Source organism: Pseudomonas allokribbensis (genome assembly GCF_014863605.1).
GTDB lineage: Bacteria > Pseudomonadota > Gammaproteobacteria > Pseudomonadales > Pseudomonadaceae > Aquipseudomonas > Aquipseudomonas allokribbensis.
Window position 1 is genome coordinate 5,190,848 of the sequence record NZ_CP062252.1, and the last position, 24,957, is coordinate 5,215,804.

The window sequence follows — 24,957 nt, forward strand, 5'->3', positions numbered from 1 at the left end:
GAATCGGGTTACCACTTCATCTCGCCCTTGGCGACTTTGGCGCTCAGCTCCAGCGAGCTTTCTTCGCCCAGTTTCGGGTAGCGTTTTTTCATCGCGGCGATCAGCGCGGCAGAGTCCTTGGCCTTGGCGGTTTCTTCGTCGAACGCCTTGATGTAGTCGGCAGTGAACTTCACGGCCGCCAGCGAGCGGGCGCTGTCACCCAGGTAGTGACCCGGCACCACGGTTTTCGGTTTCAGGGTTTCGATCGAGTGCAGGGTTTCCAGCCAGTCGGCGTGGGATTGTGCAGTCTGGGTATCGGCCATCCACACGTGGATGTTCTCGGCGACAACGACACCACCGACCACGGCTTTCAACGAAGGAATCCACACGAAGCTGCGATCCGGTTGCTTGCCTTCCAGGCCGACTACCTGCAGTTTCTGGCCTTCAAGCATCAGGCTGTCGCCCTTGAGCACGCCCGGCACGATGGTTTTGGCCGGCACGTCGGCGCCCATTTTCGGGCCCCAGAACGCCAGTTTGCCGTCGACGGTTTGCTTGATGTGATCAACGGTCGGCTGCGAAGCCAGTACCTTGGCATTCGGGAAGGCTTTGGTCAGGGTGTCGAGACCGAAGTAATAATCCGGGTCACCGTGGCTGATGTAGATCGTGGTCAGTTGCTTGCCGCTGGCGCGGATCTTTTCCACCACTTGCTCGGCCTGGGACTTGCCGAACTGGGCGTCCACCAGGATCGCGTCCTTCTCGCCGCTGACCAGCACCGAGGTCACCGGGAAGATTGCGTTGGTGCCTGGGTTGTAGACATCGAGGCTCAGATTCGCAGCAGCCGCGTGAGCAGCAAAACCGAGGGTGGCGGTGGCCAGTAAAACGCGCTTGAGAGTGGTGAAGCCGATCATGGGTTGCTCCGCTGTTCGTATGCCGTGCTTGGCGATGGGACAGAGCTTAGTTGCCAGACTCATTACAAAAAATGCGATGCTTAAACATAGTTTGTTTCTGAAAGCGGGCAAATCATGGATCGTCTCCAAGCAATGCGGGTGTTTGTCACGGTTGTGGATCTGGGCAGCCAGTCGGCGGCGGCCGATCACCTGGACCTGTCGCGGCCAGTGGTGTCGCGGTATCTGGCGGAACTGGAAGACTGGGTCGGCGCGCGCCTGATGCACCGCACCACGCGCAAACTGAGCCTGACCGCCGCCGGCAACGAGATCCTGCCGCGCTGCCGGCAGATGCTCGAACTGTCGAGCGACATGCAGGCCGCCGTCAGCGAACCCGACGATGCGCCACGGGGTTTGTTGCGGATCAGCGTCAGCACCTCGTTCGGCCAGGCGCAACTGGCCGATGCCATGGCCGCGTTCGTCAAACGCTACCCGGGCGTCAACATCGACCTGCAAATGCTCGACCGCACGGTGAATCTGGTGGACGAGCGCATCGACCTGGCGATCCGCACCAGCAACGATCTCGATCCCAACCTGATCGCCCGGCGCCTGACCGTCTGCCGCTCGGTGGTCTGCGCCGCACCTGCCTATCTGCGGGAACAGCCGCAGCCGCAGCGCGTAGAAGATCTGAGCCGACACAACTGCCTGACCCATTCCTATTTCGGCAAGAGCCTGTGGCATTTCGAAGAGGATGGCGAACCGGTGTCGGTGCCGGTGCAGGGCAACATCAGCGCCAACGAGGCCAGCACCCTGCTGCGCGCGACACTCGCCGGTGCCGGGGTGGCGATGCTGCCGACCTATCAGGCCGGCGTACATATTCACAGCGGGGAACTGGTGCGCCTGCTGCCGCACGCCGAGCCTCGGCGGATGAACATCTACGCGGTGTACGCCTCGCGCAAACACATGCCGGTGGCGCTGCGCAGCATGCTGGATTTCCTGGTACTGCGGTTTCCCGAAAACCCGCAATGGGATGTCGGCTTGTAAACCCGTTCGCCGCGCGGCTGGCAACTCCACGGCGCTGACCTATGCTGAAAGTAGTACCCAAGGGTATTCGTTCAGAGGTCAACGCCATGATCATGAGCACCAGAACAAGAAGATACCTCGCAATTTTCATCACCTGCGCGGCCACGCTGGCGCTGTACGGCACCGCGGCATGGCGCGTGGAGCAGTTGCGGCAACTGCCCCGTGAGTACGCGAGCTGCAACTTCGAGCGCTGCATCCCTCACAACGCCACCCTCAACGCCCTGCGCTGATACCGGACGTCAGGCGTCGTCGTTCTGCTCGGCCTTCAAGCGGTCGCGGAACGCCTTTGGCGAGATCCCCACCCGGCGCCGGAACAGGCGCGTGAAGTTGGTCGGATCGGAAAAACCCAACACGTCGGACATCTCGTAAATGGTCATGCTGGTGTACGTCAGCAGACGCTTGGCTTCCAGCAACTGACGTTCATGCATGATCTGCAACGCCGGCTGCCCCGCCAGTTCGCGGCAGGTGCCGTTGAGGTGCGAGACGGAAATCCCCAGGCGATGGGCCAGATCTTCGACCTTGACGTGCTGTCGGTACGTCTCCTCTACCAGTTGAATAAAGCCATTAAGGTATTCGCGCTGGCGCTGCGGGCGTTGCGTGGCGTTGTGGCGGTGGATCGCCTGGCGGCTGACCCAGACCATGATCACGCTGACCAGCGAATGCATGAGCATTTCCCGCGCCGGTTGATGACCGTTGTACTCGGCCTGCAACGCGACAAACAGACTGTTGAGGTAGTCCGCGTCCTTGCCCGCCGGGTAGCTTTCGGCCTGGGCCAAAGCCTGCACCGCGCTGCCCAGTTGCGCCTGCAAATGGTTGATCAACGGCGTGGCCAGGGTGACGACAAATCCTTCGACGTCCTCGGAAAATCGGAAACCATGCACCGATAACGGTGGCAGGATCTGGATCGCGGTTTCGTTCAGTTGCGTGCGTTGGCCTTCGATTTCAAGCTCTGCCTGACCTTTGAATACGAAGAGCAACTGGCACAAATCGGCGTGGCGGTGGGGTTTGATTTCCCATTGATGTTCGCGGCTGCGTTTGGAAATGGTTTCACAGTGCAGCAAGTCAGGGGTTGGCCAGTCCAGGCTTTCACCGTAGAGCTTGAACACCGGAATCGAAGGCAGGTCAGGCTTGTTCATCACTTCAATCCAGGCCTCGAAGGTTGCGGGCGATAATCGCACCGATTGGCAGAATGTACAGGTATCGGCTCAGTTTTCACCTTCAATTGACAGACCCGCAAGGGAAAAATGCAAGCACTCGAATCCTGAAAATCATTCACCGGCCGTTGTCGCGTGAAGCTTGCGAGTCATAAAAACAATGAAAACGCTGAAAACCCAAGTCGCCATCATTGGCGCCGGTCCGTCCGGATTATTGCTCGGCCAACTGCTGCACAACGCCGGCATCGACACCCTGATTATCGAGCGCCAGACACCTGACTATGTACTCGGCCGAATCCGCGCCGGGGTCCTTGAACAGGGCATGGTAGAGCTGTTGCGCGAGGCTGGCGTGGGTCAGCGGATGGACGCCGAAGGGCTGGTCCACGGTGGGTTCGAACTGGCCCTCGACGGGCGTCGGGTACACATCGATCTGCAGGCGCTGACCGGTGGAAAAACCGTGATGGTCTATGGCCAGACCGAGGTCACCCGCGACCTGATGGCCGCTCGTCGGGAGACCGGCGGACAGACAATCTACGAAGCCAGCCATGTCGTTCCCTGTGGCATGAAAAGCGACGAGGCCTACGTCACGTTTGAAAAGGACGGCGAAACCTGGCGCGTCGATTGCGATTACATCGCCGGTTGCGACGGTTTCCATGGCGTGGCCCGGCAGTCGATTCCCGCGGAATGCCTGAAGGTCTTCGAACGGGTTTATCCGTTCGGCTGGCTGGGGATACTCGCCGACACACCACCGATTCACGACGAACTGGTCTACGCCCGTCACGAGCGCGGCTTCGCCCTGTGCAGCATGCGGTCGGCGACCCGCACCCGCTATTACCTGCAAGTGCCGGCCGAGGAGAACGTCGACGACTGGTCGGATCAACGCTTCTGGGATGAACTGCGCAATCGTCTGCCGGCGGATCTGGCGCAGAAGCTGGTGACCGGTCCGTCGATTGAAAAGAGCATCGCGCCGCTGCGCAGTTTTGTGGTCGAGCCGATGCAGTACGGGCGGATGTTTCTGGTGGGGGATGCGGCACATATCGTTCCGCCGACCGGTGCCAAGGGTTTGAACCTGGCGGCCAGCGACGTCAGCACTCTGTTCAGGATTCTGCTGAAGGTTTACCGCGAAGGGCGCGCTGACTTGCTGGAGAAGTATTCGGAAATCTGCCTGCGTCGGGTGTGGAAAGCCGAGCGTTTCTCCTGGTGGATGACCTCGATGCTGCACCGTTTCGACGAACACGATGATTTCAGCCAGCGGATCAGTGCTTCGGAACTGGACTACTTTGTCAGTTCAGAGGCCGGTCAAAAAACCATTGCAGAAAATTACGTCGGACTTCCTTATGAGGCTATCGAATAGCCTGCTACCGACTTACACTGGCGAGCATCCACCCGCTCGCCTTGCCCCTGCGGGTCAATCACTGCCCGCAGGTTCGCCCGTGACCAATCTCAACCATCCCGAAACGCCCAAACCGGCCATTCGCAGCGTGCTGGTCGCGTTGATGATGGCGATCTTCCTTGGCGCGCTGGACCAGACCATCGTCGCCGTTTCCATGCCGGCCATCTCCGCGCAATTCAAGGACGTGAGCCTGCTGGCCTGGGTGATTTCCGGCTACATGGTGGCGATGACCGTGGCGGTGCCGATCTACGGCAAGCTCGGTGACCTGTACGGGCGGCGCAAACTGATGCTGTTCGGCATGGGCCTGTTCACCCTGGCCTCGCTGTTCTGTGGCATGGCTCAGAGCATGGAGCAACTGGTGCTGGCGCGGATCTTCCAGGGCATCGGTGCCGGCGGGATGATTTCGGTGAGCCAGGCAATCATCGGCGACATCGTCCCGCCCCGGGAGCGTGGTCGCTATCAGGGTTACTTCTCCAGCATGTACGCGGTGGCCAGCGTGGCCGGCCCGGTACTCGGCGGTTACATGACCGAGTACCTGTCATGGCGCTGGGTGTTCCTGATCAACCTGCCGCTGGGCCTCGGCGCCTACTGGGTAGCGCGACGCAATCTGATCGGCCTGCCGATTCCCCAGCGCAAACCGGTCATCGACTACCTCGGCACGCTGCTGATGATCATCGGCCTGACGGCGTTGTTGCTGGCGATCACTCAGGTCGGCCAGGGCCATGCGTGGCGCAGCAGTGAAGTGCTCGGTCTGTTCGCTTGTGCGGTGGCGGTGCTGGCGGTGTTCGTCTGGCATGAGCGGCGTGCCCGGGAGCCGTTGCTGCCGATGCACCTGTTCACCAACCGCAGCGCCCTGCTGTGCTGGTGCACGATTTTCTTTTGCAGCTTCCAGGCGATTTCGTTGATTGTGCTGATGCCGCTGCGCTTCCAGAGCGTGACTGGTGCCGGCGCCGACAGCGCTGCATTGCACTTGCTGCCGCTGGCGATGGGTTTGCCGATCGGTGCCTATTTCGCCGGTCGTCGCACGTCGATTACCGGGCGTTACAAGCCACAGATTTTCACCGGTGCGCTGCTGATGCCGATCTCGATCCTCGGCATGGCCTTCAGCCCGCCCGATGCGACGCTGATCAGTAGTGTGTTCATGTTGCTCAGCGGTATCGCCGGGGGCATGCAGTTCCCGACCTCGCTGGTCGGCACGCAGAACTCGGTCGAGCAAAAGGATATTGGCGTCGCCACCAGCACCACCAACCTGTTCCGCTCTTTGGGCGGTGCGGTGGGCGTGGCGTTGATGTCGGCACTGTTGCTGGCGTTGTTGCAGGACTCCAGTTTCGCCCACCTGACCGGCGCATCGCTGATCGGCGAAGGTCACTCCGGCAACGTGCTGCTCGATGGCCTGAACGCGGCGCCCGGTGATGCGCAGAATGCCTTGCGTGCCGAGTTGCTGGTGACGTTCCGGCATTTGCTGATGGTCAGCGCCGGGGTGTCGCTGCTCGGGCTGGCAGCGGCGCTTGCCATGCCGAACCGTTTGTTGCGCGGGCGTGAACACGGCGCCCGCTGACCGATGCCGATGGCTCCCACGCCTTGCGTGGGAGCCACTGGGATCAAGCGCTGTAATAACCGACCGCCACCAGGAAATCCCCGACCTTCTTCAGGTAGGCATGTTTGTCCTCGACCTTGCCGGTCACCGGGTTCTTCCAACGATATTCGTACTCGCCTTCATCCTGTTTGCCGATCAGCGCCAGAATCGGCTCGCCCACCGGTTTTCCTTCCGGGTCCTTGACCTTCGCGAAGTCGGTATTGATCAACCGCAGGTTGGTACCGTGGGCGACGTAGCGCTGCGTTTTCAGGTCCACCACGAACACGTAAAGGTCGTCCTGCAAGTAACCGCCCTTGAGCGAGTTGACCGCCGTCAGCGTGCCCTTCTCGTCCTTGGTCAAATCAGTGGCGGCTTTGTCGAGCAATGATTTCGCCTGTTCCGCCGATGCTCGCGGCAAGTAGTAACCGACCGCCAGAATCCGCTGGCCGATGCGCTGATAGAACACATGCTTGCGTTCGACCTTGCCGTCGGCCTGATTCTGCCAGCGATATTCGGCCTGCTGGATGCCGTTGCCTTCCGGCACTTTCAGCGCGTCCTTGAACGCTTTCTGCAAATCCGGCCCGAGCACTTCGCTCACGTCCCGGCCGATCAGCGCCGAAGACGGCCCGCCGCTGGCGAGCATCACGCCCTTGGTATCGACCACGAACACGTAGCGATCCTTGTCGACGAATTCGCCCTGGCGGCTGAAGGCCGCGAACGCCTTGTCGCCGTTGTCGTGATAGTAGGCCAGAGCCTTTTCCAGCAAGGCGATGGCGGCCTTGCTGTCGTCCTTTTCCGTGGCCGCATTGGCCTGTCCGAAACTCAACAACAGCACCGCGCCGAGCCAGGCCAGTTTTTGCACAAACCCCATGACGCATCCCTCGTTCTTGTTGGTGTTTCAAGAGCGTAGACGGCCTGACGGCAGGTATGGATATTCAGAAAGCTTCTGAATGTTGCGATGGGTGTGTGGCGAGAGCGTTCGCGCCCTCGCCACAGAAGGGGCTCACGGCCGGGCGTTGATCTGCTGTTGCAGGTTCTGGATCTGCGCCTGCAGGGTGTTGAGGTTGCGGGTCATCTGCCCACGGAACGCATCGAACTCGGCGGTGCTGGAGCCGCCCTGTGCCGAAGCCGGACGGTTATCCTGCTCGCTCTTGAGCACAACGATTTCCTGTTCCAGACGATCGATCGCGGCGTTCGACCCGCCTTGTTTTTTCAGGGCCGTGATGTCGGCGCCGAGGCTCTTGAACTGCGCATCGAAACCCTTGACCTGTGCATCGAAGCTTTTCAGCTGGGCATCGACCTTGCTGGTGTCGGCCGGCGTGCTTTTCAGCGTTGCCAGCTCTGCACTCAGGGCTTTGACCTGGGCCTGCAACTGGGTATTGGCGTTCTGCTGTTCAGTGGTCTGGGCGGTCATCTGCGCCAGACGCTTGTCCAGATCCGTCGCCTGACCCGCCACACCCTGCTGCTGTTTGCTCTGATCCTGCAGTGCGCTTTGCAACTGCTTGATCTGCAGCTTCAGGGCTTCGCTGTCGGTGTTGACGTTGGTCTGGCTGGCCACGACCTTGCCGGAAATGTCCTGCAGGCGTCCCGCCGCTTCTTCACTGATCCGCGCGAAGCTTTCCTGGGTCGCCACCAGTTGCTGCTCCATCAGCGAGATCTGCTGGAAACTCCACCAGGCCAGACCGATGAAGGCAAAGAACAATGCGCCGACCAGCGCCCACAATGGCCCGGTGCTGGCCGACTTGACCTTAACCACGGGTGGCGTGCGCGAATGCACGGAAGTGCGAGTGGTGGTAGGGAAATCGTCGTCATCGAGTGTGTCGGCGCGCAGGCTCGGAACATCGTCGAAATCGTCGTCGTGGGCATCGTTACGCATGGACATTGAGGCAACCTTTGTGAAACCCGGTAATGGCTGATTGCGGCGCAGTATAAACCCCGCAGCCGCAGGGATTGACCCCCAACCGGTGGCTGGGTTCAGCACTTCGTATCAACGAATGTCCTGGGCCTTCCACCAGCCACAGAACTCATCGAGGGCCGTCCAGAGACTGACTTTCGGATCGTAGTCCAGATAATGCCGGGCGCGACTGATGTCGAGGGTGAAATTTTTGTTCATCACCTGCATGCCCAGCCGCGACAGGGTCGGCTCGGGACGTCCCGGCCAGAGTTTGCACGCGCCTTCATTGAGCGCCGCCACACTGTAGGCCAGCCCGTAGGAACGGTACTTGGTGACCTGTGGGACTTCCATTTTGCGCATCACGTAATTGACCACATCCCACAGCGGCACCGGCGCGCCGTTGCTGATGTTGTAGGCCTTGCCCAGCGCCGAACCGGCCGCCAGAAGACTGCTCAACAACGCTTCGTTGAGGTTATGCACGCTGGTGAAGTCGACCTTGTTCAGGCCGTTGCCGATGATTGCCAGACGCCCTTTGCGCTGCATCTTCAGCAGGCGCGGAAAAATGCTCATGTCCCCGGCGCCGGTGACGAAACGCGGGCGCAGGGCCAGGGTTTCGAGGCCGAACTCCTGAGCGCCGAAGACCTTTTGCTCGGCCAGATACTTGGTCGCCGCGTAGTGGTGTTTAAAGCGCTTGGGCACTTGCTCTTCGGTCAGGCCGAGGTGGTCGCGGCCGTCAAAGTAGATCGACGGCGACGACAGATGCACCAGGCGCCGCACCCGTTGTTTGAGGCAGGCTTCGACCACGTTTTCGGTGACCTGCACATTGCCCTGATGAAAGTCCTGATAACGGCCCCACAACCCGACCGCGCCGGCGCAATGCACCACGGCTTCAACGTCGGTGCAGAGCGCACGCACCAGTTCCGGATCGCTCAGGTCGCCCTGAACGAACTCGGCACCCCGACGCACCAAATGCTCGACACCTTCGGCCCGGCGACCGTTGACCCGCACGTCCAGGCCCTGCTCCAGGGCAAAACGCGCAAAGCGTCCGCCAATGAAGCCGCTTGCGCCGGTGACCAGAATTTTCATGTAGAGCTCCGCTGTCTTTCGTTTTGCCTGATTCGTGAGTCTTGACGCTGGCCGTCAGTCCAACGGCACCAGCCATTGCGACGACGAACGCACCAATTGGTCGGTCAACAACCCCAGCAACTGGCCGCCATTGCGCCAATGATGCCAGTACAACGGCACGTCGATCGGTTTATCTGGCAACAGTTCGCGCAACACGCCGCGTTCCAGTTGCTCGCGCACCTGCAATTCCGGCACCAGTCCCCAGCCGAGCCCGGCTTCGGTCAGGCGGATAAAACCTTCGGATGACGGACACAAATGATGTTCGAAACCGCCATCGACACCGAGGGAGGCGAGATAACGGTGTTGCAGAAAGTCGTCCGGGCCAAACACCAGCGCCGGGGTGCGCGGCAGTTGTTCGGCCCGCACGCCGTCGGGAAAATGCCGCTCGATGAATGCCGGGCTGGCCAGCGCCCGATAGCGCATCGCCCCGAGCAACACACTGCGGGCGCCCGCCACCGGCCGTTCACTGGCGCAGACACAGGCCGCCACTTCACCAGCACGCATGCGCTTGAGGCCGACGGTCTGGTCTTCGACGATCAGGTCCAGCAACAGATGTTGCTCGGCGCAGAAGTCGCCCACCGCCTCGGCCCACCAGGTGGCGAGGCTGTCGGCGTTCAGCGCGATGCGCAGCCGTTCCGGCAGGCCCTCTTCGTCCAGCGCCGGCACCAGCGTCTGCAAATCCCGTTCGAGCAGGCGCACCTGCTGCACATGGTTGAGCAGACGCCGGCCAATTTCGGTGGGTGACGGCGGCGTCCCGCGCACCAGCACCGGCTGGCCGACCCGCGCTTCCAGCAGTTTGATCCGCTGGGAAATCGCCGATTGCGAAAGGCCCAGCACCTGCGCCGCCCGTTCGAATCCGGCCTGCTCGACCACGGCGGCCAGAGCGGAAAGCAATTTGTAGTCGAACATCAGTTTTCCTAATGAGCGATCAGCACTATTGGTTTTTCTTATACAGCGTCTGCCCGGAGAATAGCCAGCAAGCACTCTTTATCAAGGACCACCCCCATGGCTGGCGAAACCTCTTTGACCACCCTGCTGCGCAGCATGAGCCCGCAGCTCAATGCCGGCGAATACGTGTTCTGCACCTTGCGCGACGGTCAGTTGCCGAGCGGTCTGGAGGTCGTGGGCAATTTCCGAGAACAGGAAGGCCTGACGGTGATTCTGGAGCGCTCCCACGCCGAACGCGCCGGTTTCAGTTTCGACTACGTTGCGGCCTGGATCACCTTGAACGTGCATTCGGCGCTGGAAGCCGTCGGCCTGACCGCCGCATTCGCCACCGCACTGGGCAAGGCCGGTATCAGTTGCAACGTGATTGCCGGCTACTACCACGACCATTTGTTCGTCGGTCAGGCCGACGCCGAACGCGCCATGCAAGTGCTGCGCGATCTCGCAGCCAACGCGGAGTAATTGTCATGTGGCAAAGCTATACCAACGGTTTGCTGGTGGCGTTCGGGCTGATCATGGCGATCGGCACCCAGAATGCTTTTGTCCTGGCCCAGAGCCTGCGTCGTGAGCATCACCTGCCGGTTGCCGCGCTATGCGTCGCCTGCGATGCGCTGCTGGTGGCGGCGGGCGTGTTCGGTCTGGCCACGGTGCTGGCGCAGAACCCGACGTTGCTGGCGGTTGCCCGCTGGGGCGGTGCAGTGTTCCTGATCTGGTACGGCAGCCAGGCGTTGCGCCGGGCGTTCTCGAAACAGAGCCTGCAACAGGGTGAAAACCAGACCGTACGTTCATTGCGCGCGGTGATGCTCAGTGCACTGGCGGTGACCCTGCTCAACCCGCACGTCTATCTGGACACCGTGCTGCTGATCGGCTCCCTCGGCGCGCAACAGTCGGTGCCCGGCGCTTATGTCGTGGGCGCGGCGAGCGCTTCGCTGCTGTGGTTTTTCACTCTGGCGTTCGGCGCGGCATGGCTGGCACCGTGGCTGGCACGGCCGGGTACGTGGCGAATTCTCGATCTGTTGGTGGCGGTGATGATGTTCACGGTGGCGGGTCAGCTCATTCTGGCCTCGTGATTATTCCAAACGGCTCTGGAACCTCTATCCCACACAGTTGTTGCGTGGTTATGCCGCACCCCCGGTGCTATGATCCGAACCCTGCGCCGCAAAGAGTAAAAACTCGCCGGTGCATTTCTGGCCGCCCGTGATCGGCCTTGCGCTCACCGCAACAGACCTGATTAGGAGAATCATCATGGCTTTCGAATTGCCGCCGCTGCCTTACGCACACGATGCCCTGCAGCCGCACATTTCCAAGGAAACCCTGGAATTCCACCACGACAAGCACCACAACACCTACGTCGTGAACCTGAACAACCTGGTGCCAGGCACCGAGTTCGAAGGCAAGACCCTGGAAGAAATCGTCAAGACTTCCTCGGGTGGCATCTTCAACAACGCCGCTCAGGTCTGGAACCACACCTTCTACTGGAACTGCCTGGCGCCAAACGCCGGCGGTCAACCAACCGGCGCACTGGCTGAAGCCATCAACGCTGCTTTCGGTTCGTTCGACAAGTTCAAGGAAGAGTTCAGCAAAACCTCGATCGGCACCTTCGGTTCCGGCTGGGGCTGGCTGGTGAAAAAGGCTGACGGTTCCCTGGCCCTGGCCAGCACCATCGGCGCCGGCAACCCGCTGACCAGCGGCGACACCCCGCTGCTGACCTGCGACGTCTGGGAACACGCTTACTACATCGACTACCGTAACCTGCGTCCTAAGTACGTCGAGGCGTTCTGGAACCTGGTCAACTGGAAGTTCGTGGCCGAGCAGTTCGAAGGCAAGACCTTCACCGCTTAAGCTGCGCGCCAGACAAAAAACCCGGCTATTGCCGGGTTTTTTTATGCCTGCGAAAAACACGAAGGTGAATCTGATCGCAAACAGGGCCATTTCCCACACGCAAAGCAGCCCTTGTCCCCTTGCTCCCGAGCCACAGCGGACTAACATCAAACAGAGGAAAAAATGTCCGACGCCCCTCAAGTTGGAGGCCAAAACTACCGACACAGTACAACCAGGGCAAATACTCCAGGCAGCAGCATTTCGGCCAAGGCCACGGACAAATTTTCCGCGGCTCGATTGTCCCTTTGACTGCCAACACGGGATTGCCAATACTCATGGCAACTTGACGCTACCCGCACGGAACAAGGAATAACCCTTTGAAGCTGGAACTCAAGAACAGCTTGTCGGTGAAGTTGCTCCGGGTCGTGCTCCTGTCGGCATTGATCGTCGGCGTAGTCTTGAGCTGCGCGCAGATCGTTTTCGATGCCTATAAAACACGCCAGGCCGTCGCCGGCGATGCCGAACGCATCCTCGACATGTTCCGCGATCCTTCAACCCAGGCCGTCTACAGCCTGGACCGGGAGATGGGCATGCAGGTGATCGAAGGCCTGTTCCAGGACGACGCCGTGCGCCAGGCCTCCATCGGGCATCCCAACGAAGCGATGCTCGCGCAGAAATCCCGTGAATTGCAGCATTCCAACAGCCGCTGGCTGACCGACCTGATTCTCGGCCAGGAGCGCACGTTCACCACCCAACTGGTGGGTCGCGGCCCCTACAGCGAATATTACGGCGACCTGAGTATCACCCTCGACACCGCCACCTACGGTCAGGGTTTCATCGTCAGTTCAGTGATCATCTTCATTTCCGGCGTATTGCGCGCCCTGGCCATGGGCCTGGTGCTGTATCTGGTCTATCACTGGCTGCTGACCAAGCCGCTGTCGCGGATCATCGAGCACCTCACGGAAATCAACCCGGACCGCCCCAGCGAACACAAGATTCCACAGCTCAAGGGCCACGAGAAGAACGAACTCGGCATCTGGATCAACACCGCCAACCAGTTGCTCGAATCCATCGAACGCAACACTCATCTGCGCCACGAAGCGGAGAACAGTCTGCTGCGCATGGCCCAGTACGATTTCCTCACCGGCCTGCCGAACCGTCAGCAATTGCAGCAACAGCTGGACAAGATTCTGGTGGACGCCGGCAAGCTGCAGCGCCGGGTCGCGGTGTTGTGCGTCGGGCTGGATGACTTCAAGGGCATCAACGAACAATTCAGCTACCAGACCGGCGACCAATTGCTGTTGGCCCTCGCTGATCGCCTGCGCGCCCATAGCGGCCGTCTCGGCGCCCTCGCCCGCCTGGGCGGCGACCAGTTCGCCCTGGTACAGGCCGACATCGAACAACCTTACGAAGCGGCGGAACTGGCGCAAAGCATCCTCGATGATCTGGAAGCGGCATTCGCCCTCGACCATCAGGAAATCCGCCTGCGCGCCACCATCGGCATCACCCTGTTCCCGGAGGACGGCGACAGCACCGAGAAGCTGTTGCAGAAAGCCGAGCAGACCATGACCCTGGCCAAGACCCGCTCGCGCAACCGCTATCAGTTCTATATCGCCAGCGTCGACAGCGAGATGCGCCGTCGCCGCGAACTGGAAAAAGACCTGCGCGATGCCTTGCTCCGGGATCAGTTCTACCTCGTCTATCAGCCACAGATCAGCTACCGCGATCACCGCGTGGTCGGTGTCGAGGCCCTGATCCGCTGGCAACATCCGGAGCACGGGCTGGTGCCGCCGGACCTGTTCATTCCGCTGGCCGAACAGAACGGTACGATCATCGCCATCGGCGAGTGGGTGCTGGATCAGGCCTGCAAACAACTGCGCGAATGGCACGATCAGGGGTTCGTCGACCTGCGCATGGCGGTCAACCTGTCCACCGTGCAACTGCACCACGCCGAACTGCCCCGGGTGGTCAACAACCTGTTGCAGATGTACCGCCTGCCGCCGCGAAGCCTGGAACTGGAAGTCACCGAAACCGGCCTGATGGAAGACATCAGCACCGCCGCCCAGCACTTGCTGAGCCTGCGCCGCTCCGGCGCACTGATCGCCATCGACGACTTCGGAACCGGCTACTCCTCGCTGAGCTATCTCAAGAGTCTGCCGCTGGACAAGATCAAGATCGACAAGAGCTTCGTCCAGGATCTGCTGGATGACGACGATGACGCGACCATCGTTCGCGCCATCATTCAACTAGGCAAGAGCCTCGGCATGCAGGTGATCGCAGAAGGCGTGGAAACCGCCGAACAGGAGACCTACATCATCTCCGAAGGCTGCCATGAAGGACAGGGCTATCACTACAGCAAGCCGCTGCCGGCGCGGGAGTTGAGCGTTTATCTCAAACAGGCCCAGCGCAGCAACGCGGCGATCCTCTGAACGCTGCCGGCAAGGGCCGCCACGCGCCTTGTGCCCGGCACCGTTGATCCAGCGCAAACCCTGCGCGAATAGGAAATATTTCCAGCCACAACCCTTTACACATAATGCGAAAGATTTGCATTATGTCGCAGCTTTTGCGCACCCCCGCGCCTGTCCACTCAATTACCGAAGCAGGATGTTCGCCATGATTCGTATGCCTCTGGCTACCGCCAGTCTGCTGGCCATCGCTATTTCCCTCGCCGGTTGCGGCGAAGGCAAAGACAAGGCCGCCGCTCCAGCAGCGCCGACGCCAGCCGCCAGCACCGCCGCGCCGGCGGCTCCTGCCACTGCCGGTAAAGTCGACGAGGCCGCTGCCAAGGCTGTGGTCGCACACTACGCCGACATGGTCTTCGCCGTTTACAGCGATGCCGAATCCACCGCGAAAACCCTGCAGACCGCTATCGACGCTTTCCTCGCCAAGCCGAACGCCGACACTCTGAAGGCCGCACGTGCAGCCTGGGTTGCCGCCCGCGTTCCTTACCTGCAGAGCGAAGTGTTCCGCTTCGGCAACACCATCATCGACGACTGGGAAGGTCAGGTTAACTCCTGGCCTCTGGACGAAGGCCTGATCGACTACGTCGACAAATCCTACGAACACGCACTGGGCAACCCGGGCGCCACCGCCAACATCATCGCCAACACCGAAGTACAGGTCGGCGAAGACAAGGTCGACGTCAAGGACATCACTCCGGAAAAACTCGCCAGCCTGAACGAGCTGGGCGGTTCCGAAGCCAACGTTGCCACCGGCTACCACGCCATCGAATTCCTGCTCTGGGGCCAGGACCTGAACGGCACCGGCCCTGGCGCCGGCAACCGTCCAGCTTCGGATTACCTGGAAGGCGCTGGCGCCACCGGCGGTCACAACGATCGTCGTCGTGCCTACCTGAAAGCCGTGACCCAACTGCTGGTCAGCGACCTGGAAGAAATGGTCGGCAACTGGAAGCCGAACGTGGCCGACAACTACCGCGCCACCCTGGAAGCCGAACCGGCTGAAAGCGGCCTGCGCAAAATGCTGTTCGGCATGGGCAGCCTGTCTCTGGGCGAGCTGGCTGGCGAGCGCATGAAGGTGTCCCTGGAAGCGAACTCCCCGGAAGACGAACAGGACTGCTTCAGCGACAACACCCACAACTCGCACTTCTACGATGCCAAAGGCATTCGTAACGTTTACCTGGGCGAATACACCCGCGTCGACGGCACCAAAATGACCGGCGCCAGCCTGTCGTCGCTGGTGGCCAAGGTTGACCCGGCTGCCGACACCGCCCTGAAAGCCGATCTGGCCGCTACCGAAGCCAAGATCCAGGTCATGGTCGATCACGCCAACAAGGGTGAGCACTACGACCAGTTGATCGCCGCCGGCAACACCGCTGGCAACCAGATCGTTCGTGACGCCATCGCCTCGCTGGTCAAGCAGACCGGTTCGATCGAAACGGCGGCCGGCAAGCTGGGTATCAGCGACCTGAACCCGGACAACGCCGATCACGAGTTCTGATCAAGCGCGTCTGACTGAACAAGGCGACCTTCGGGTCGCCTTGTTCGTTTCAGCCGGCCTGACTTGTATCAAGCAAACGATAATTCCTCTTATTCAAACCCCCTCGCCCTGTTAGACTTTGCGCCTTTAAATTCGCCCCTCTTGCAGGAAGTCTGATGCCCTCGCTGCCTCTTCGCTTGTCCGCACTGTTTCTGGCCCTTGGCCTGAGTGCCTGCGATGACGCCCCGCGTTTCACCAAGGCCGAGCCCGGCGAAGCCCGCTCCGGCGGCGCCGCGACCGTACGCAAGACGGATCAGAATTCATTTTCCCTGCCCTCGGCCAACCTGCCACCTTCGCGTCGGGTGGACTTCAGCGTCGGCAACAGCTTCTTTCGCAGCCCTTGGGTGATCGCACCGTCGACCACCACCGCCCGCGATGGCCTCGGCCCGTTGTTCAACACCAACGCTTGCCAGGGCTGCCACATCAAGGACGGGCGCGGCCATCCGCCGACGCCGGATGCGCCCAACGCCGTGTCGATGCTGGTGCGCCTGTCGATTCCCGATGCGCCGCAGTACGCCAGATTGATCGAGCAGGTCGGCGTGGTGCCGGAGCCGGTCTACGGTGGGCAGTTCCAGGACATGGCCGTGCCTGGCGTTGCGCCGGAAGGCAAGGTGCGGGTCGACTACACGCCAGTGCCGGTGCGTTTCAAGGACGGCACCGAAATCGAACTGCGCAAACCGGTTCTGCAGATCACCCAACTCGGCTACGGCCCGATGCACCCCGACACACGTTTCTCCGCACGCGTTGCGCCGCCGATGATCGGCCTGGGTCTGCTTGAAGCGATCCCCGAGGAAGCAATCCTCGCCAACGCTGCCGCACAGGCCAAAGAAAACAACGGCATCAACGGCCGGCCCAACCGCGTCTGGGACGACGCGCAGCAAAAGACGGTGATGGGACGATTTGGCTGGAAAGCCGGCCAACCGAACCTCAATCAACAAAATGTTCACGCGTTTTCTGGTGATATGGGCCTCACCACGAGCCTGAGACCGTTTGATGACTGCACCGACGCGCAAATCGCCTGCAAACAGGCGCCGAATGGCAATGGCCCGGACGGCGAACCTGAAGTCAGCGACAACATCCTGCGCCTGGTGCTGTTCTACAGCCGCAACCTCGCCGTTCCTGCACGCCGTGGCGTCAACGATGCTCAGGTGCTGGCTGGCAAGAATCTGTTTTTCCAGGCTGGTTGCCAGTCCTGTCATACACCGAAATACACCACCGCCGCCAACGCGGCCGAACCTGAACTGGCCAATCAAGTGATTCGCCCGTACAGCGATCTGCTGCTGCATGACATGGGCGAAGGCCTGGCCGACAACCGCACCGAATTCCAGGCCAGCGGCCGCGACTGGCGCACCCCGCCGTTGTGGGGCATCGGCCTGACGCAGGCGGTCAGCGGGCACACACAGTTTCTGCACGACGGCCGCGCCCGCAACCTGCTCGAGGCCGTGCTCTGGCACGGCGGCGAAGCCCAAGCGGCGCAGCAACAGGTTTTGTCTTTCAATGCCGAGCAGCGTGCCGCGCTGCTGGCGTTTTTGAATTCACTTTAAACACTTAAAAGAATCGGGAGCCCGACATGTTCCGTCCCAAGCTGTTGTTCACCAGCCTTGCCGCACTGGCCCTCGGCGCGTGCTCGCCGCAGGATCCGCAAGCCGTCACCTCCGCCGCCATCGCCAAATCGGTGATCCTGCCGACTTACACCCGCTGGGTCGAAGCCGACAAGCAACTGGCTGTCAGCGCCCTCGCCTACTGCCAGGGCAAGGAAAACCTGGAAACCGCCCGCGCCGACTTCCTGCACGCGCAGAAAGCCTGGGCCGAGCTGCAACCGCTGCTGATCGGTCCACTGGCCGAGGGCAACCGCTCGTGGCAGGTGCAGTTCTGGCCGGACAAGAAAAACCTGGTCGGCCGTCAGGTCGAGCAACTGGTCACCGCCCAGCCGCAGATCGATGCCGCTGCACTGGCCAAATCCAGCGTCGTAGTCCAGGGCCTGTCGGCCTACGAGTACATCCTGTTCGACGCCAAGCCTGACGTGGCCAACGACGCGCAGAAAGCCAAGTACTGCCCGCTGCTGGTGGCTATCGGCGAGCGCCAGAAACTCCTGGCCGAAGAGATCCTCAGCAGCTGGAACAACACCGACGGCATGCTTGCGCAGATGAGCAAATTCCCGAACCAGCGCTACGCCGACTCCCACGAAGCGATCGCTGATCTGCTGCGGGTACAGGTCACCGCCCTCGACACCCTGAAGAAAAAGCTCGGCACCCCGATGGGCCGCCAGAGCAAAGGCGTGCCGCAACCGTTCCAGGCCGATGCGTGGCGCAGCCAGTCGTCGCTGACGGCGATGGAAGCCAGCCTCGCCGCTGCCAAGACCGTTTGGGAAGGCGTCGACAACAAAGGCTTGCGCGGCTTGCTGCCGGCCGAGCAGAAACCGTTGGCGGACAAGATCGACGCGGCGTACGCAGCCTCGCTCAAACTGTTCGGCAGCACTCAGCGCTCGCTGACCGAAATGCTCGAAGACGACGCCGGTCGCCAGCAACTCAACGACATCTACGACAGCCTCAACGTCGTCCATCGCCTGCACGAAGGCGAACTGGCCAAGGCGCTGGGCATCCAACTGGGCTTCAACGCCAACGACGGTGACTGATGAGGGCAAGTGCCATGCTGCGACGCCAGGCTCTGACTTTAGGTAGTTTGCTGCTGGGAGCAGTGACACTGGGCGGCTGGACGCTGTTCAAGCGCAAGGATCAGAGCCCGCTGCTGCTGTCGGCGCGGGACAACACCGACGGCAAGCACTACGCCGTCGGCTATCGACTGGACGGCACGCGAGTGTTCGCCACTGAAGTCGGCCAGCGCTGCCACGACATCATCAATCACCCGACGCTGCCGATCGCGCTGTTCGTCGCCCGGCGTCCGGGCACCGAGAGCTACCTGATCGACCTGCGCGACGGTGCGTTGTTGCAGACCGTGTCCTCGCAGCCGAACCGGCATTTTTACGGCCACGCGGTGATCCACCACAGCGGCGATTACCTGTACGCCACCGAGAACGACACCACCGATCCGGGCCGCGGCCTGCTCGGGGTGTACAAGTTCGAGGGTGAACGACTGGTGCACAGCGGCGAGATTTCCACCCATGGTCTCGGCCCGCATCAGGTGTCGTGGATGCCCGACGGTGAAACCCTGGTCGTGGCCAACGGCGGGATCCGCACCGAAGCCGAAAGCCGGGTCGACATGAACCTCGACGCCATGGAACCGAGCCTGGTGCTGATGCAACGCGACGGCACCCTGCTGAGCAAGGAAACCCTCGCTCAGTCGATGAACAGCGTGCGGCACCTGGGGATCGCCAGCGACGGCACCATCGTCGCCGGCCAGCAATTCATGGGGCCTTCCCAGGAGCGTTCCGAGTTGCTGGCGATCAAACGTCCGGGCCAGCCGTTCGTGGCGTTCCCGGTGCCGGAGCATCAGTTGCAGTCGATGGGTCATTACACCGCCAGCGTTGCCGTACACAGCGACCTGCGTCTGGTGGCGCTGACCGCACCGCGTGGCAACCGCTTCTTCATCTGGGATCTGGACAGCGGCGAAGTACGCCTCGATGCACCGTTACCCGACTGCGCCGGTGTCGGTGCGGTGAAGGACGGTTTTGTCGTGACCTCGGGGCAAGGACGTTGCCGTTATTACGATTGCCGCCAGGACGAACTGCTGGCCAAACCGCTGGATTTGCCCGCAGGGCTCTGGGACAACCATCTTCATCTGATGGCCTGAAATTCGCCGCCGACCGCCCGGTCGGCGGCACCGCTTTTCTACACCTTCCTCCATCACACCCTGTAAAAACTGGCAGTTGGAATCCCTGCCGGAGTCGGGGTAATGTGCCCGCCTGTCTCGCCTGATTTTCTCCAAGGAACTGGAATATGCTGCGTCGCCGCATGCTGATCATGTTGGGTGTTGTACTGCTGATCGTTCTGCTCCTCGCCGGTTACAAGGCCTTCTCGATCTACACGATGATCCAGGGCTTTGCCAAACCGAAGCCGCCGATCAGCGTCGCCGTGGCCACCGCCGCCGAGCGCCCGTGGCAGATGCGCCTGCCTACCGTCGGCACGCTCAAGGCGCTGCAGGGTGTCGAGCTGAGCCTGGAAGTCGCCGGCACCGTGACCGAACTCAAGTTCGAATCAGGCCAGAAGGTCAAGGCCGGGCAACCGTTGCTGCAACTCGACAGCGCCGTCGAATCCGCACTGCTGGAAACCGCCAAGGCCGACCTCGGCCTGGCGCAACTGGACTTCGGCCGTGGCAGCCAGCTGGTTGGCAGCAGTGCCATTTCCAAGGGCGAGTACGACCGACTCTCGGCGGTCCTGCAAAAGAACAAGGCCACGGTCAATCAGCTCAATGCATCGCTGGCAAAAAAACGCATTTCCGCACCGTTCAGCGGCACCATCGGCATCCGTCAGGTCGACGTCGGTGACTATCTCGCCAGCGGCACGAAAATCGCCACCCTGCAGGATCTGAGCAGCCTCTACGCCGACTTCTATGTGCCTGAGCAATCTGTGCCGAAGCTGGCCATCGGTCAGCCAGTGCAGATTTCGGTTGCCGCCTATCCCGGGCAGAACTTCCCTGGCGCGATCAGCGCGATCAACCCGATTGTCGAAAGCACCACCCGCAACATTCTGGTCCGCGCGACGCTGGCCAATCCCGACGGCAAGTTGCTGCCGGGCATGTTCGCCAGCCTTGAAGTGCTGCTGCCGGACCCGCAGAAGCACATCGTCGTGCCGGAAAGCGCGATCACCTACACCCTTTACGGCAACTCGATCTACGTGGTCGGGCAGAAGAAAGCCGAGGACGGCAGTGTCGAGAAAGACGACAAGGGCCAACCGGTACTGATCGCCGAGCGCCGTTTCATTGAAACCGGTGAGCGCCGCGAGGGGCTGGTGATGATCAACAAGGGCGTGCAGAGCGGCGAACAAGTGGTGACGGCCGGCCAGATCAAACTGGACAACGGCGCGCACATCGCCATCAGCGACGACAAGACCCTCGGCGAGCAGAACAGTCCGCGCCGCGCTGACTGATCAAGGAATCCTCATGGCCTTTACCGATCCGTTCATTCGCCGCCCGGTGCTCGCCACCGTGGTCAGCCTGCTGATTGTGCTGCTGGGCTTCCAGGCCTGGAGCAAGCTGCCGCTGCGCCAGTACCCGCAAATGGAAAACGCCCTGATCACGGTGACCACCGCCTACCCCGGGGCCAACGCCGAAACCATCCAGGGCTACATCACCCAGCCGATGCAGCAGAGCCTGGCGAGCGCCGAGGGCATCGACTACATGACCTCGGTCAGTCGGCAGAACTTCTCAGTGATTTCGATCTACGCACGCATCGGTTCCAACAGCGACCGCTTGTTCACCGAACTGCTGGCCAAGGCCAACGAGGTGAAAAACAAACTGCCACAGGATGCCGAAGACCCGGTACTGAGCAAGGAAGCCGCCGATGCCTCGGCACTGATGTACATCAGCTTCTTCAGCAAGGAACTGAGCAACCCGCAGATCACGGACTACCTGTCGCGGGTGATCCAGCCAAAACTGGCGACGCTGCCAGGCATGGCCGAAGCCGAGATTCTGGGTAACCAGGTGTTCGCCATGCGCCTGTGGATCGATCCGGTGAAGCTCGCCGGTTTCGGCCTCAGCGCCAGCGACGTGAGCAACGCGGTGCGCCAGTACAACTTCCTCTCCGCCGCCGGCGAGGTAAAAGGCGAGTACGTGGTCACCAGCATCAACGCCAACACCGAACTGAAGTCGGCCGAGGCCTTCGGCAAGATTCCGCTCAAGGTCAGTGGCGACAGCCGTGTGCTGCTCAGCGATGTGGCGCGGGTGGAAATGGGGGCGGAGAACTACAACTCCATCAGTTCCTTCGGTGGCACGCCCTCGGTGTACATCGGGATCAAGGCGACGCCCGGCGCCAACCCGCTCGACGTGATCAAGGAAGTGCGCAAGATCATGCCCGAGCTGGAGGCCCAGTTGCCGCCCAACCTCAAGAGCGAGATCGCCTACGACGCGACGCTGTTCATCCAGGCCTCCATCGACGAAGTGGTGAAAACCCTGTTCGAAGCGGTGCTGATCGTGATCGTGGTGGTGTTCCTGTTCCTCGGCGCCCTGCGTTCAGTGGTGATCCCGGTGGTGACCATTCCGCTGTCGATGATCGGCGTGATGTTCTTCATGCAGATGATGGGCTACTCGATCAATCTGCTGACCCTGCTGGCGATGGTGCTGGCCATCGGTCTGGTGGTGGACGATGCCATCGTCGTGGTGGAAAACATCCACCGGCATATCGAAGAAGGCAAGACACCGCTGGACGCCGCACTTGAGGGCGCCCGGGAAATCGCGATGCCGGTGGTCTCGATGACCATCACCCTGGCAGCGGTGTATGCGCCGATCGGTTTCCTCACCGGGCTGACCGGGGCACTCTTCAAGGAGTTTGCGTTGACTCTGGCCGGGGCCGTGGTGATTTCCGGCATCGTCGCCCTGACCCTGTCACCGATGATGTGTGCCTTTCTGTTGCGACATGAAGAAAACCCCAGCGGACTTGCCCACCGACTCGACCGGATCTTCGAAAACCTCAAGCGACGCTATCAGAGCATGCTCCACGGCACTCTCAACACCCGGCCGGTGGTGCTGGTGTTCGCAGTGATCGTGCTGTGCCTGATTCCAGTGCTGCTCAAGTTCACCAAATCGGAACTGGCGCCGGATGAAGACCAGGGCATCATTTTCATGATGGCCAACGCGCCGCAGCCGACCAACCTCGATTACCTGAACACCTACACCGACGAGTTCGTGAAGATCTTCAAGGAATTCCCGGAGTACTACTCCTCGTTCCAGATCAACGGCTACAACGGTGTACAGACCGGTATCGGCGGTTTCCTGCTCAAACCGTGGAACGAACGCAGCCGTACACAGATGCAGATTCTTCCCGAGGTGCAGGGCAAACTCGGCAACATCCCGGGGTTGCAGATCTTCGGCTTCAACCTGCCTTCCCTGCCCGGCACCGGCGAGGGTCTTCCGTTCGAATTCGTGATCAACACGGCCAATGACTACGAGCTGTTGCTGCAGGTGGCTGACCGGATCAAGAAGCGTGCGATGGAGTCGGGCAAGTTCGCGTTCGTCGACCTTGACCTGGCGTTCGACAAACCGGAGGTGGTGGTCGATATCGACCGCGCCAAGGCGGCGCAGATGGGTGTGTCGATGCAGGATCTGGGCGGCACCCTCGCCACCCTGCTTGGCGAAGCGGAGATAAACCGCTTCACCATCGAGGGTCGCAGTTACAAGGTCATCGCCCAGGTTGAACGGGCCTATCGCGACAACCCGGACTGGCTGAACAACTACTACGTGAAAAACACCCAGGGCGAGCTGTTGCCGCTGTCGACCCTGATCACCGTGACCGACCGGGCACGACCGCGACAGCTCAACCAGTTCCAGCAACTGAACGCAGCGAAGCTGTCCGGGTTCCCGCTGGTCAGCATGGGCGAGGCCATCGACAGCGTGGTGCAGATCGCCCGGGAAGAGGCACCCGCCGGTTTTGCTTTCGATTACGGCGGCGCTTCACGGCAGTTCGTACAGGAAGGCAGCGCGCTATGGGTCACCTTCGCGTTGGCGCTGGCGATCATTTTCCTGGTGCTGGCGGCGCAGTTCGAGAGTTTCCGCGACCCGCTGGTGATCCTGGTGACCGTACCGCTGTCGATTTGCGGGGCGCTGATTCCGCTGTTCCTCGGCTGGTCGAGCATGAATATCTACACCCAGGTCGGGCTGGTGACACTGATCGGCCTGATCAGTAAACACGGGATCCTGATCGTCGAATTTGCCAATCAACTGCGCAAGGAAAAGGGCCTGACGCCCCGTGAAGCGGTCGAGGAAGCGGCGGCGATTCGCTTGCGACCTGTCCTGATGACCACCGCTGCCATGGTGTTCGGCATGGTGCCGTTGATCCTCGCCAGTGGCGCGGGTGCGGTGAGCCGCTTCGATATCGGGACGGTGATTGCCACCGGGATGTCGATCGGGACGTTGTTTACGTTGTTCGTCTTGCCCTGCGTCTACACCGTGCTGGCCAAACCCGATCCCAAACCCTCCACCTGACCGCCGCTTCCACACAAGCATAAAAAAAGGCCTCGCATGTGCGAGGCCTTTGGCTCTTGTAGACGTTTCAACTCTGCGGCCTCATCCCTTGAGAAAGTCCGAACATGAACAGCAGCAAATCATGGTCGGGCTTGGTTGCCACGGAGGCTTTCGCCACCCGCGGCATCGGACAATGGGCATCATTGGTCGATGCCCCGATCACTTGCATGCGTGGCTGTTCCCAGGCCGCCACCGCCAAAGATGCAACTGCCAAGGCTCCTACCAGAAACAAACCTCGCGCAATTTCTAGTTTCATCGCTATAAACCTTTGATAGCGCTGCCAAACGCCGTCTCATAAAAATAGACGAGTTTCTTCCAGTCCGTAGGGCTGAACGACGAGTGGCGGCGCAATTGTTTCATGTCATGGGAGGCCGCGCGATGAGCGGTCAGGCGTTGACGGCACTTTTCCAGATCGATCAGGGCCACTTCGACTTTGGCTGACTCACCCTCGCCGGTGACGCGGACAAATACGTGCTTGATGTAAATGCAGCTGTGTTGCCAGCGCCCCTTGTGCATGCGAGCCAGGTTCTCCGCGAGATCCTTGAGTACACGCTCATACACCGCTTCACCGTACTGCTCGCGGCCGCCTGCCGCTTCCCACTGTTCAAGCTCCTGAAAGCCGTCCAGCGACTTGGTGACCAGCAACGCCCGCCACTTGTGCTGCGGGTCAGGCTGAGCACCGCAAAAGACAATTTCCGGCACCCGGACGCCGAGTTTCGTTACACCGGTCAGTGCATCCAGTTCACGCAAAACAGTCGGTCGCCCGAACGGGTGCAGCCAACTGCGATAGATATGGCCTGTCTGGCGCTTGGCATACAGCAGTTGACCATCGCGCCCCACCACCCGCTGTACACCACTTTCCCCACCACGACGCACGTTGGGTTCTTCCACCCATTCACCGCGCTGGTTCCAGTAGTAGTCAAAGCGATCCTGGGGAGCGACTCCCGTTTCTGCTGCAAATTGCACTGCCATCC

Annotated in this window: 22 protein-coding genes; 14 read left to right on the plus strand and 8 right to left on the minus strand. The window is 61.2% G+C overall.

Going from position 1 to position 24,957, the window contains the following annotated elements:
• Positions 1 to 8 precede the first annotated feature (8 nt).
• Positions 9 to 887, minus strand: a complete 879-nt coding sequence (locus IF199_RS23790; protein WP_096818389.1) for an MBL fold metallo-hydrolase — start codon at positions 885 to 887, stop codon at positions 9 to 11.
• A gap of 114 nt (positions 888 to 1,001) precedes the next feature.
• Here IF199_RS23790 and IF199_RS23795 point away from each other — a divergent pair, with 114 nt between their 5' ends.
• Positions 1,002 to 1,907: a LysR family transcriptional regulator gene (locus IF199_RS23795; protein ID WP_208491898.1), complete on the plus strand. Its 906-nt coding sequence runs from the start codon at positions 1,002 to 1,004 to the stop codon at positions 1,905 to 1,907.
• A 41-nt stretch (positions 1,908 to 1,948) separates the two neighbouring features.
• A complete protein-coding gene (locus tag IF199_RS23800; protein WP_085730216.1) occupies positions 1,949 to 2,176 on the plus strand; it encodes a hypothetical protein in 228 nt (75 codons plus the stop codon).
• Between the two features lie 9 nt (positions 2,177 to 2,185).
• On the opposite strand, the gene IF199_RS23805 is transcribed toward IF199_RS23800, so the two are convergent.
• Positions 2,186 to 3,082, minus strand: a complete 897-nt coding sequence (locus IF199_RS23805) for a helix-turn-helix domain-containing protein (RefSeq protein WP_192558862.1) — start codon at positions 3,080 to 3,082, stop codon at positions 2,186 to 2,188.
• Positions 3,083 to 3,269: 187 nt separating this feature from the next.
• Here IF199_RS23805 and pobA point away from each other — a divergent pair, with 187 nt between their 5' ends.
• Complete coding sequence (pobA, locus tag IF199_RS23810; RefSeq protein ID WP_425220394.1) at positions 3,270 to 4,454, plus strand: 4-hydroxybenzoate 3-monooxygenase; 1,185 nt, start codon at positions 3,270 to 3,272, stop codon at positions 4,452 to 4,454.
• Positions 4,455 to 4,533: 79 nt separating this feature from the next.
• Positions 4,534 to 6,051 carry an MDR family MFS transporter gene (locus tag IF199_RS23815; RefSeq protein ID WP_096818397.1) on the plus strand — a complete coding sequence of 506 codons (1,518 nt, stop codon included), beginning with the start codon at positions 4,534 to 4,536 and terminating at the stop codon, positions 6,049 to 6,051.
• A gap of 43 nt (positions 6,052 to 6,094) precedes the next feature.
• On the opposite strand, the gene IF199_RS23820 is transcribed toward IF199_RS23815, so the two are convergent.
• The 4 genes from IF199_RS23820 to IF199_RS23835 all read right to left on the minus strand — a co-directional run bounded on the left by IF199_RS23820 (position 6,095) and on the right by IF199_RS23835 (position 9,997).
• Positions 6,095 to 6,940 (minus strand): cache domain-containing protein, encoded by an 846-nt coding sequence (locus tag IF199_RS23820; protein WP_192558864.1) that lies wholly within the window; start codon positions 6,938 to 6,940, stop codon positions 6,095 to 6,097.
• Between the two features lie 132 nt (positions 6,941 to 7,072).
• On the minus strand, positions 7,073 to 7,951 hold the full coding sequence (locus IF199_RS23825; protein WP_096818401.1) for an ATPase: 879 nt from the start codon (positions 7,949 to 7,951) through the stop codon (positions 7,073 to 7,075).
• 105 nt (positions 7,952 to 8,056) lie between these two features.
• Positions 8,057 to 9,049, minus strand: a complete 993-nt coding sequence (locus IF199_RS23830; protein ID WP_096818402.1) for an NAD-dependent epimerase/dehydratase family protein — start codon at positions 9,047 to 9,049, stop codon at positions 8,057 to 8,059.
• Positions 9,050 to 9,103: 54 nt separating this feature from the next.
• A complete protein-coding gene (locus IF199_RS23835; protein ID WP_096818404.1) occupies positions 9,104 to 9,997 on the minus strand; it encodes a LysR family transcriptional regulator ArgP in 894 nt (297 codons plus the stop codon).
• Between the two features lie 96 nt (positions 9,998 to 10,093).
• On the opposite strand from IF199_RS23835, the gene IF199_RS23840 reads away from it, so the two are divergent.
• The 10 genes from IF199_RS23840 to IF199_RS23885 all read left to right on the plus strand — a co-directional run bounded on the left by IF199_RS23840 (position 10,094) and on the right by IF199_RS23885 (position 23,944).
• Complete coding sequence (locus IF199_RS23840) at positions 10,094 to 10,495, plus strand: ACT domain-containing protein (RefSeq protein WP_192558865.1); 402 nt, start codon at positions 10,094 to 10,096, stop codon at positions 10,493 to 10,495.
• A 5-nt stretch (positions 10,496 to 10,500) separates the two neighbouring features.
• Entirely contained in the window at positions 10,501 to 11,103 is a 603-nt protein-coding gene (locus IF199_RS23845; RefSeq protein ID WP_085709557.1) for a LysE/ArgO family amino acid transporter, read from the plus strand.
• A 175-nt stretch (positions 11,104 to 11,278) separates the two neighbouring features.
• Positions 11,279 to 11,875 (plus strand): superoxide dismutase, encoded by a 597-nt coding sequence (locus IF199_RS23850; RefSeq protein WP_003227660.1) that lies wholly within the window; start codon positions 11,279 to 11,281, stop codon positions 11,873 to 11,875.
• Positions 11,876 to 12,231: 356 nt separating this feature from the next.
• A complete protein-coding gene (locus tag IF199_RS23855; RefSeq protein WP_102620744.1) occupies positions 12,232 to 14,283 on the plus strand; it encodes a putative bifunctional diguanylate cyclase/phosphodiesterase in 2,052 nt (683 codons plus the stop codon).
• Between the two features lie 184 nt (positions 14,284 to 14,467).
• Entirely contained in the window at positions 14,468 to 15,811 is a 1,344-nt protein-coding gene (locus IF199_RS23860) for an imelysin family protein (RefSeq protein ID WP_096818411.1), read from the plus strand.
• A 155-nt stretch (positions 15,812 to 15,966) separates the two neighbouring features.
• Positions 15,967 to 17,394, plus strand: coding sequence for a di-heme oxidoreductase family protein (locus IF199_RS23865; protein WP_192558866.1), 1,428 nt, complete (start codon positions 15,967 to 15,969; stop codon positions 17,392 to 17,394).
• A gap of 26 nt (positions 17,395 to 17,420) precedes the next feature.
• Positions 17,421 to 18,485: an imelysin family protein gene (locus tag IF199_RS23870; RefSeq protein WP_192558867.1), complete on the plus strand. Its 1,065-nt coding sequence runs from the start codon at positions 17,421 to 17,423 to the stop codon at positions 18,483 to 18,485.
• A gap of 14 nt (positions 18,486 to 18,499) precedes the next feature.
• Positions 18,500 to 19,600: a DUF1513 domain-containing protein gene (locus IF199_RS23875; RefSeq protein ID WP_192558868.1), complete on the plus strand. Its 1,101-nt coding sequence runs from the start codon at positions 18,500 to 18,502 to the stop codon at positions 19,598 to 19,600.
• 146 nt (positions 19,601 to 19,746) lie between these two features.
• Positions 19,747 to 20,895, plus strand: coding sequence for an efflux RND transporter periplasmic adaptor subunit (locus IF199_RS23880; protein ID WP_096818418.1), 1,149 nt, complete (start codon positions 19,747 to 19,749; stop codon positions 20,893 to 20,895).
• A 13-nt stretch (positions 20,896 to 20,908) separates the two neighbouring features.
• A complete protein-coding gene (locus IF199_RS23885) occupies positions 20,909 to 23,944 on the plus strand; it encodes a multidrug efflux RND transporter permease subunit (RefSeq protein ID WP_102620747.1) in 3,036 nt (1,011 codons plus the stop codon).
• Between the two features lie 67 nt (positions 23,945 to 24,011).
• On the opposite strand, the gene IF199_RS23890 is transcribed toward IF199_RS23885, so the two are convergent.
• Entirely contained in the window at positions 24,012 to 24,239 is a 228-nt protein-coding gene (locus IF199_RS23890; RefSeq protein ID WP_102620748.1) for a hypothetical protein, read from the minus strand.
• A gap of 2 nt (positions 24,240 to 24,241) precedes the next feature.
• Positions 24,242 to 24,955: a lipopolysaccharide kinase InaA family protein gene (locus tag IF199_RS23895; RefSeq protein ID WP_096818422.1), complete on the minus strand. Its 714-nt coding sequence runs from the start codon at positions 24,953 to 24,955 to the stop codon at positions 24,242 to 24,244.
• Between the last annotated feature and the right edge of the window lie 2 nt (positions 24,956 to 24,957).

Coding starts and splice junctions, on each gene's coding strand:
- IF199_RS23790 (WP_096818389.1), bottom strand. CDS start 887: ATGATCGGCTTCACCACTCTCAAGCGCGTTTTACTGGCCACCGCCACC.
- IF199_RS23795 (WP_208491898.1), top strand. CDS start 1,002: ATGGATCGTCTCCAAGCAATGCGGGTGTTTGTCACGGTTGTGGATCTG.
- IF199_RS23800 (WP_085730216.1), top strand. CDS start 1,949: ATGCTGAAAGTAGTACCCAAGGGTATTCGTTCAGAGGTCAACGCCATG.
- IF199_RS23805 (WP_192558862.1), bottom strand. CDS start 3,082: ATGAACAAGCCTGACCTGCCTTCGATTCCGGTGTTCAAGCTCTACGGT.
- IF199_RS23820 (WP_192558864.1), bottom strand. CDS start 6,940: ATGGGGTTTGTGCAAAAACTGGCCTGGCTCGGCGCGGTGCTGTTGTTG.
- IF199_RS23825 (WP_096818401.1), bottom strand. CDS start 7,951: ATGTCCATGCGTAACGATGCCCACGACGACGATTTCGACGATGTTCCG.
- IF199_RS23830 (WP_096818402.1), bottom strand. CDS start 9,049: ATGAAAATTCTGGTCACCGGCGCAAGCGGCTTCATTGGCGGACGCTTT.
- IF199_RS23835 (WP_096818404.1), bottom strand. CDS start 9,997: ATGTTCGACTACAAATTGCTTTCCGCTCTGGCCGCCGTGGTCGAGCAG.
- IF199_RS23840 (WP_192558865.1), top strand. CDS start 10,094: ATGGCTGGCGAAACCTCTTTGACCACCCTGCTGCGCAGCATGAGCCCG.
- IF199_RS23845 (WP_085709557.1), top strand. CDS start 10,501: ATGTGGCAAAGCTATACCAACGGTTTGCTGGTGGCGTTCGGGCTGATC.
- IF199_RS23850 (WP_003227660.1), top strand. CDS start 11,279: ATGGCTTTCGAATTGCCGCCGCTGCCTTACGCACACGATGCCCTGCAG.
- IF199_RS23860 (WP_096818411.1), top strand. CDS start 14,468: ATGATTCGTATGCCTCTGGCTACCGCCAGTCTGCTGGCCATCGCTATT.
- IF199_RS23865 (WP_192558866.1), top strand. CDS start 15,967: ATGCCCTCGCTGCCTCTTCGCTTGTCCGCACTGTTTCTGGCCCTTGGC.
- IF199_RS23870 (WP_192558867.1), top strand. CDS start 17,421: ATGTTCCGTCCCAAGCTGTTGTTCACCAGCCTTGCCGCACTGGCCCTC.
- IF199_RS23875 (WP_192558868.1), top strand. CDS start 18,500: ATGCTGCGACGCCAGGCTCTGACTTTAGGTAGTTTGCTGCTGGGAGCA.
- IF199_RS23880 (WP_096818418.1), top strand. CDS start 19,747: ATGCTGCGTCGCCGCATGCTGATCATGTTGGGTGTTGTACTGCTGATC.
- IF199_RS23885 (WP_102620747.1), top strand. CDS start 20,909: ATGGCCTTTACCGATCCGTTCATTCGCCGCCCGGTGCTCGCCACCGTG.
- IF199_RS23890 (WP_102620748.1), bottom strand. CDS start 24,239: ATGAAACTAGAAATTGCGCGAGGTTTGTTTCTGGTAGGAGCCTTGGCA.
- IF199_RS23895 (WP_096818422.1), bottom strand. CDS start 24,955: ATGGCAGTGCAATTTGCAGCAGAAACGGGAGTCGCTCCCCAGGATCGC.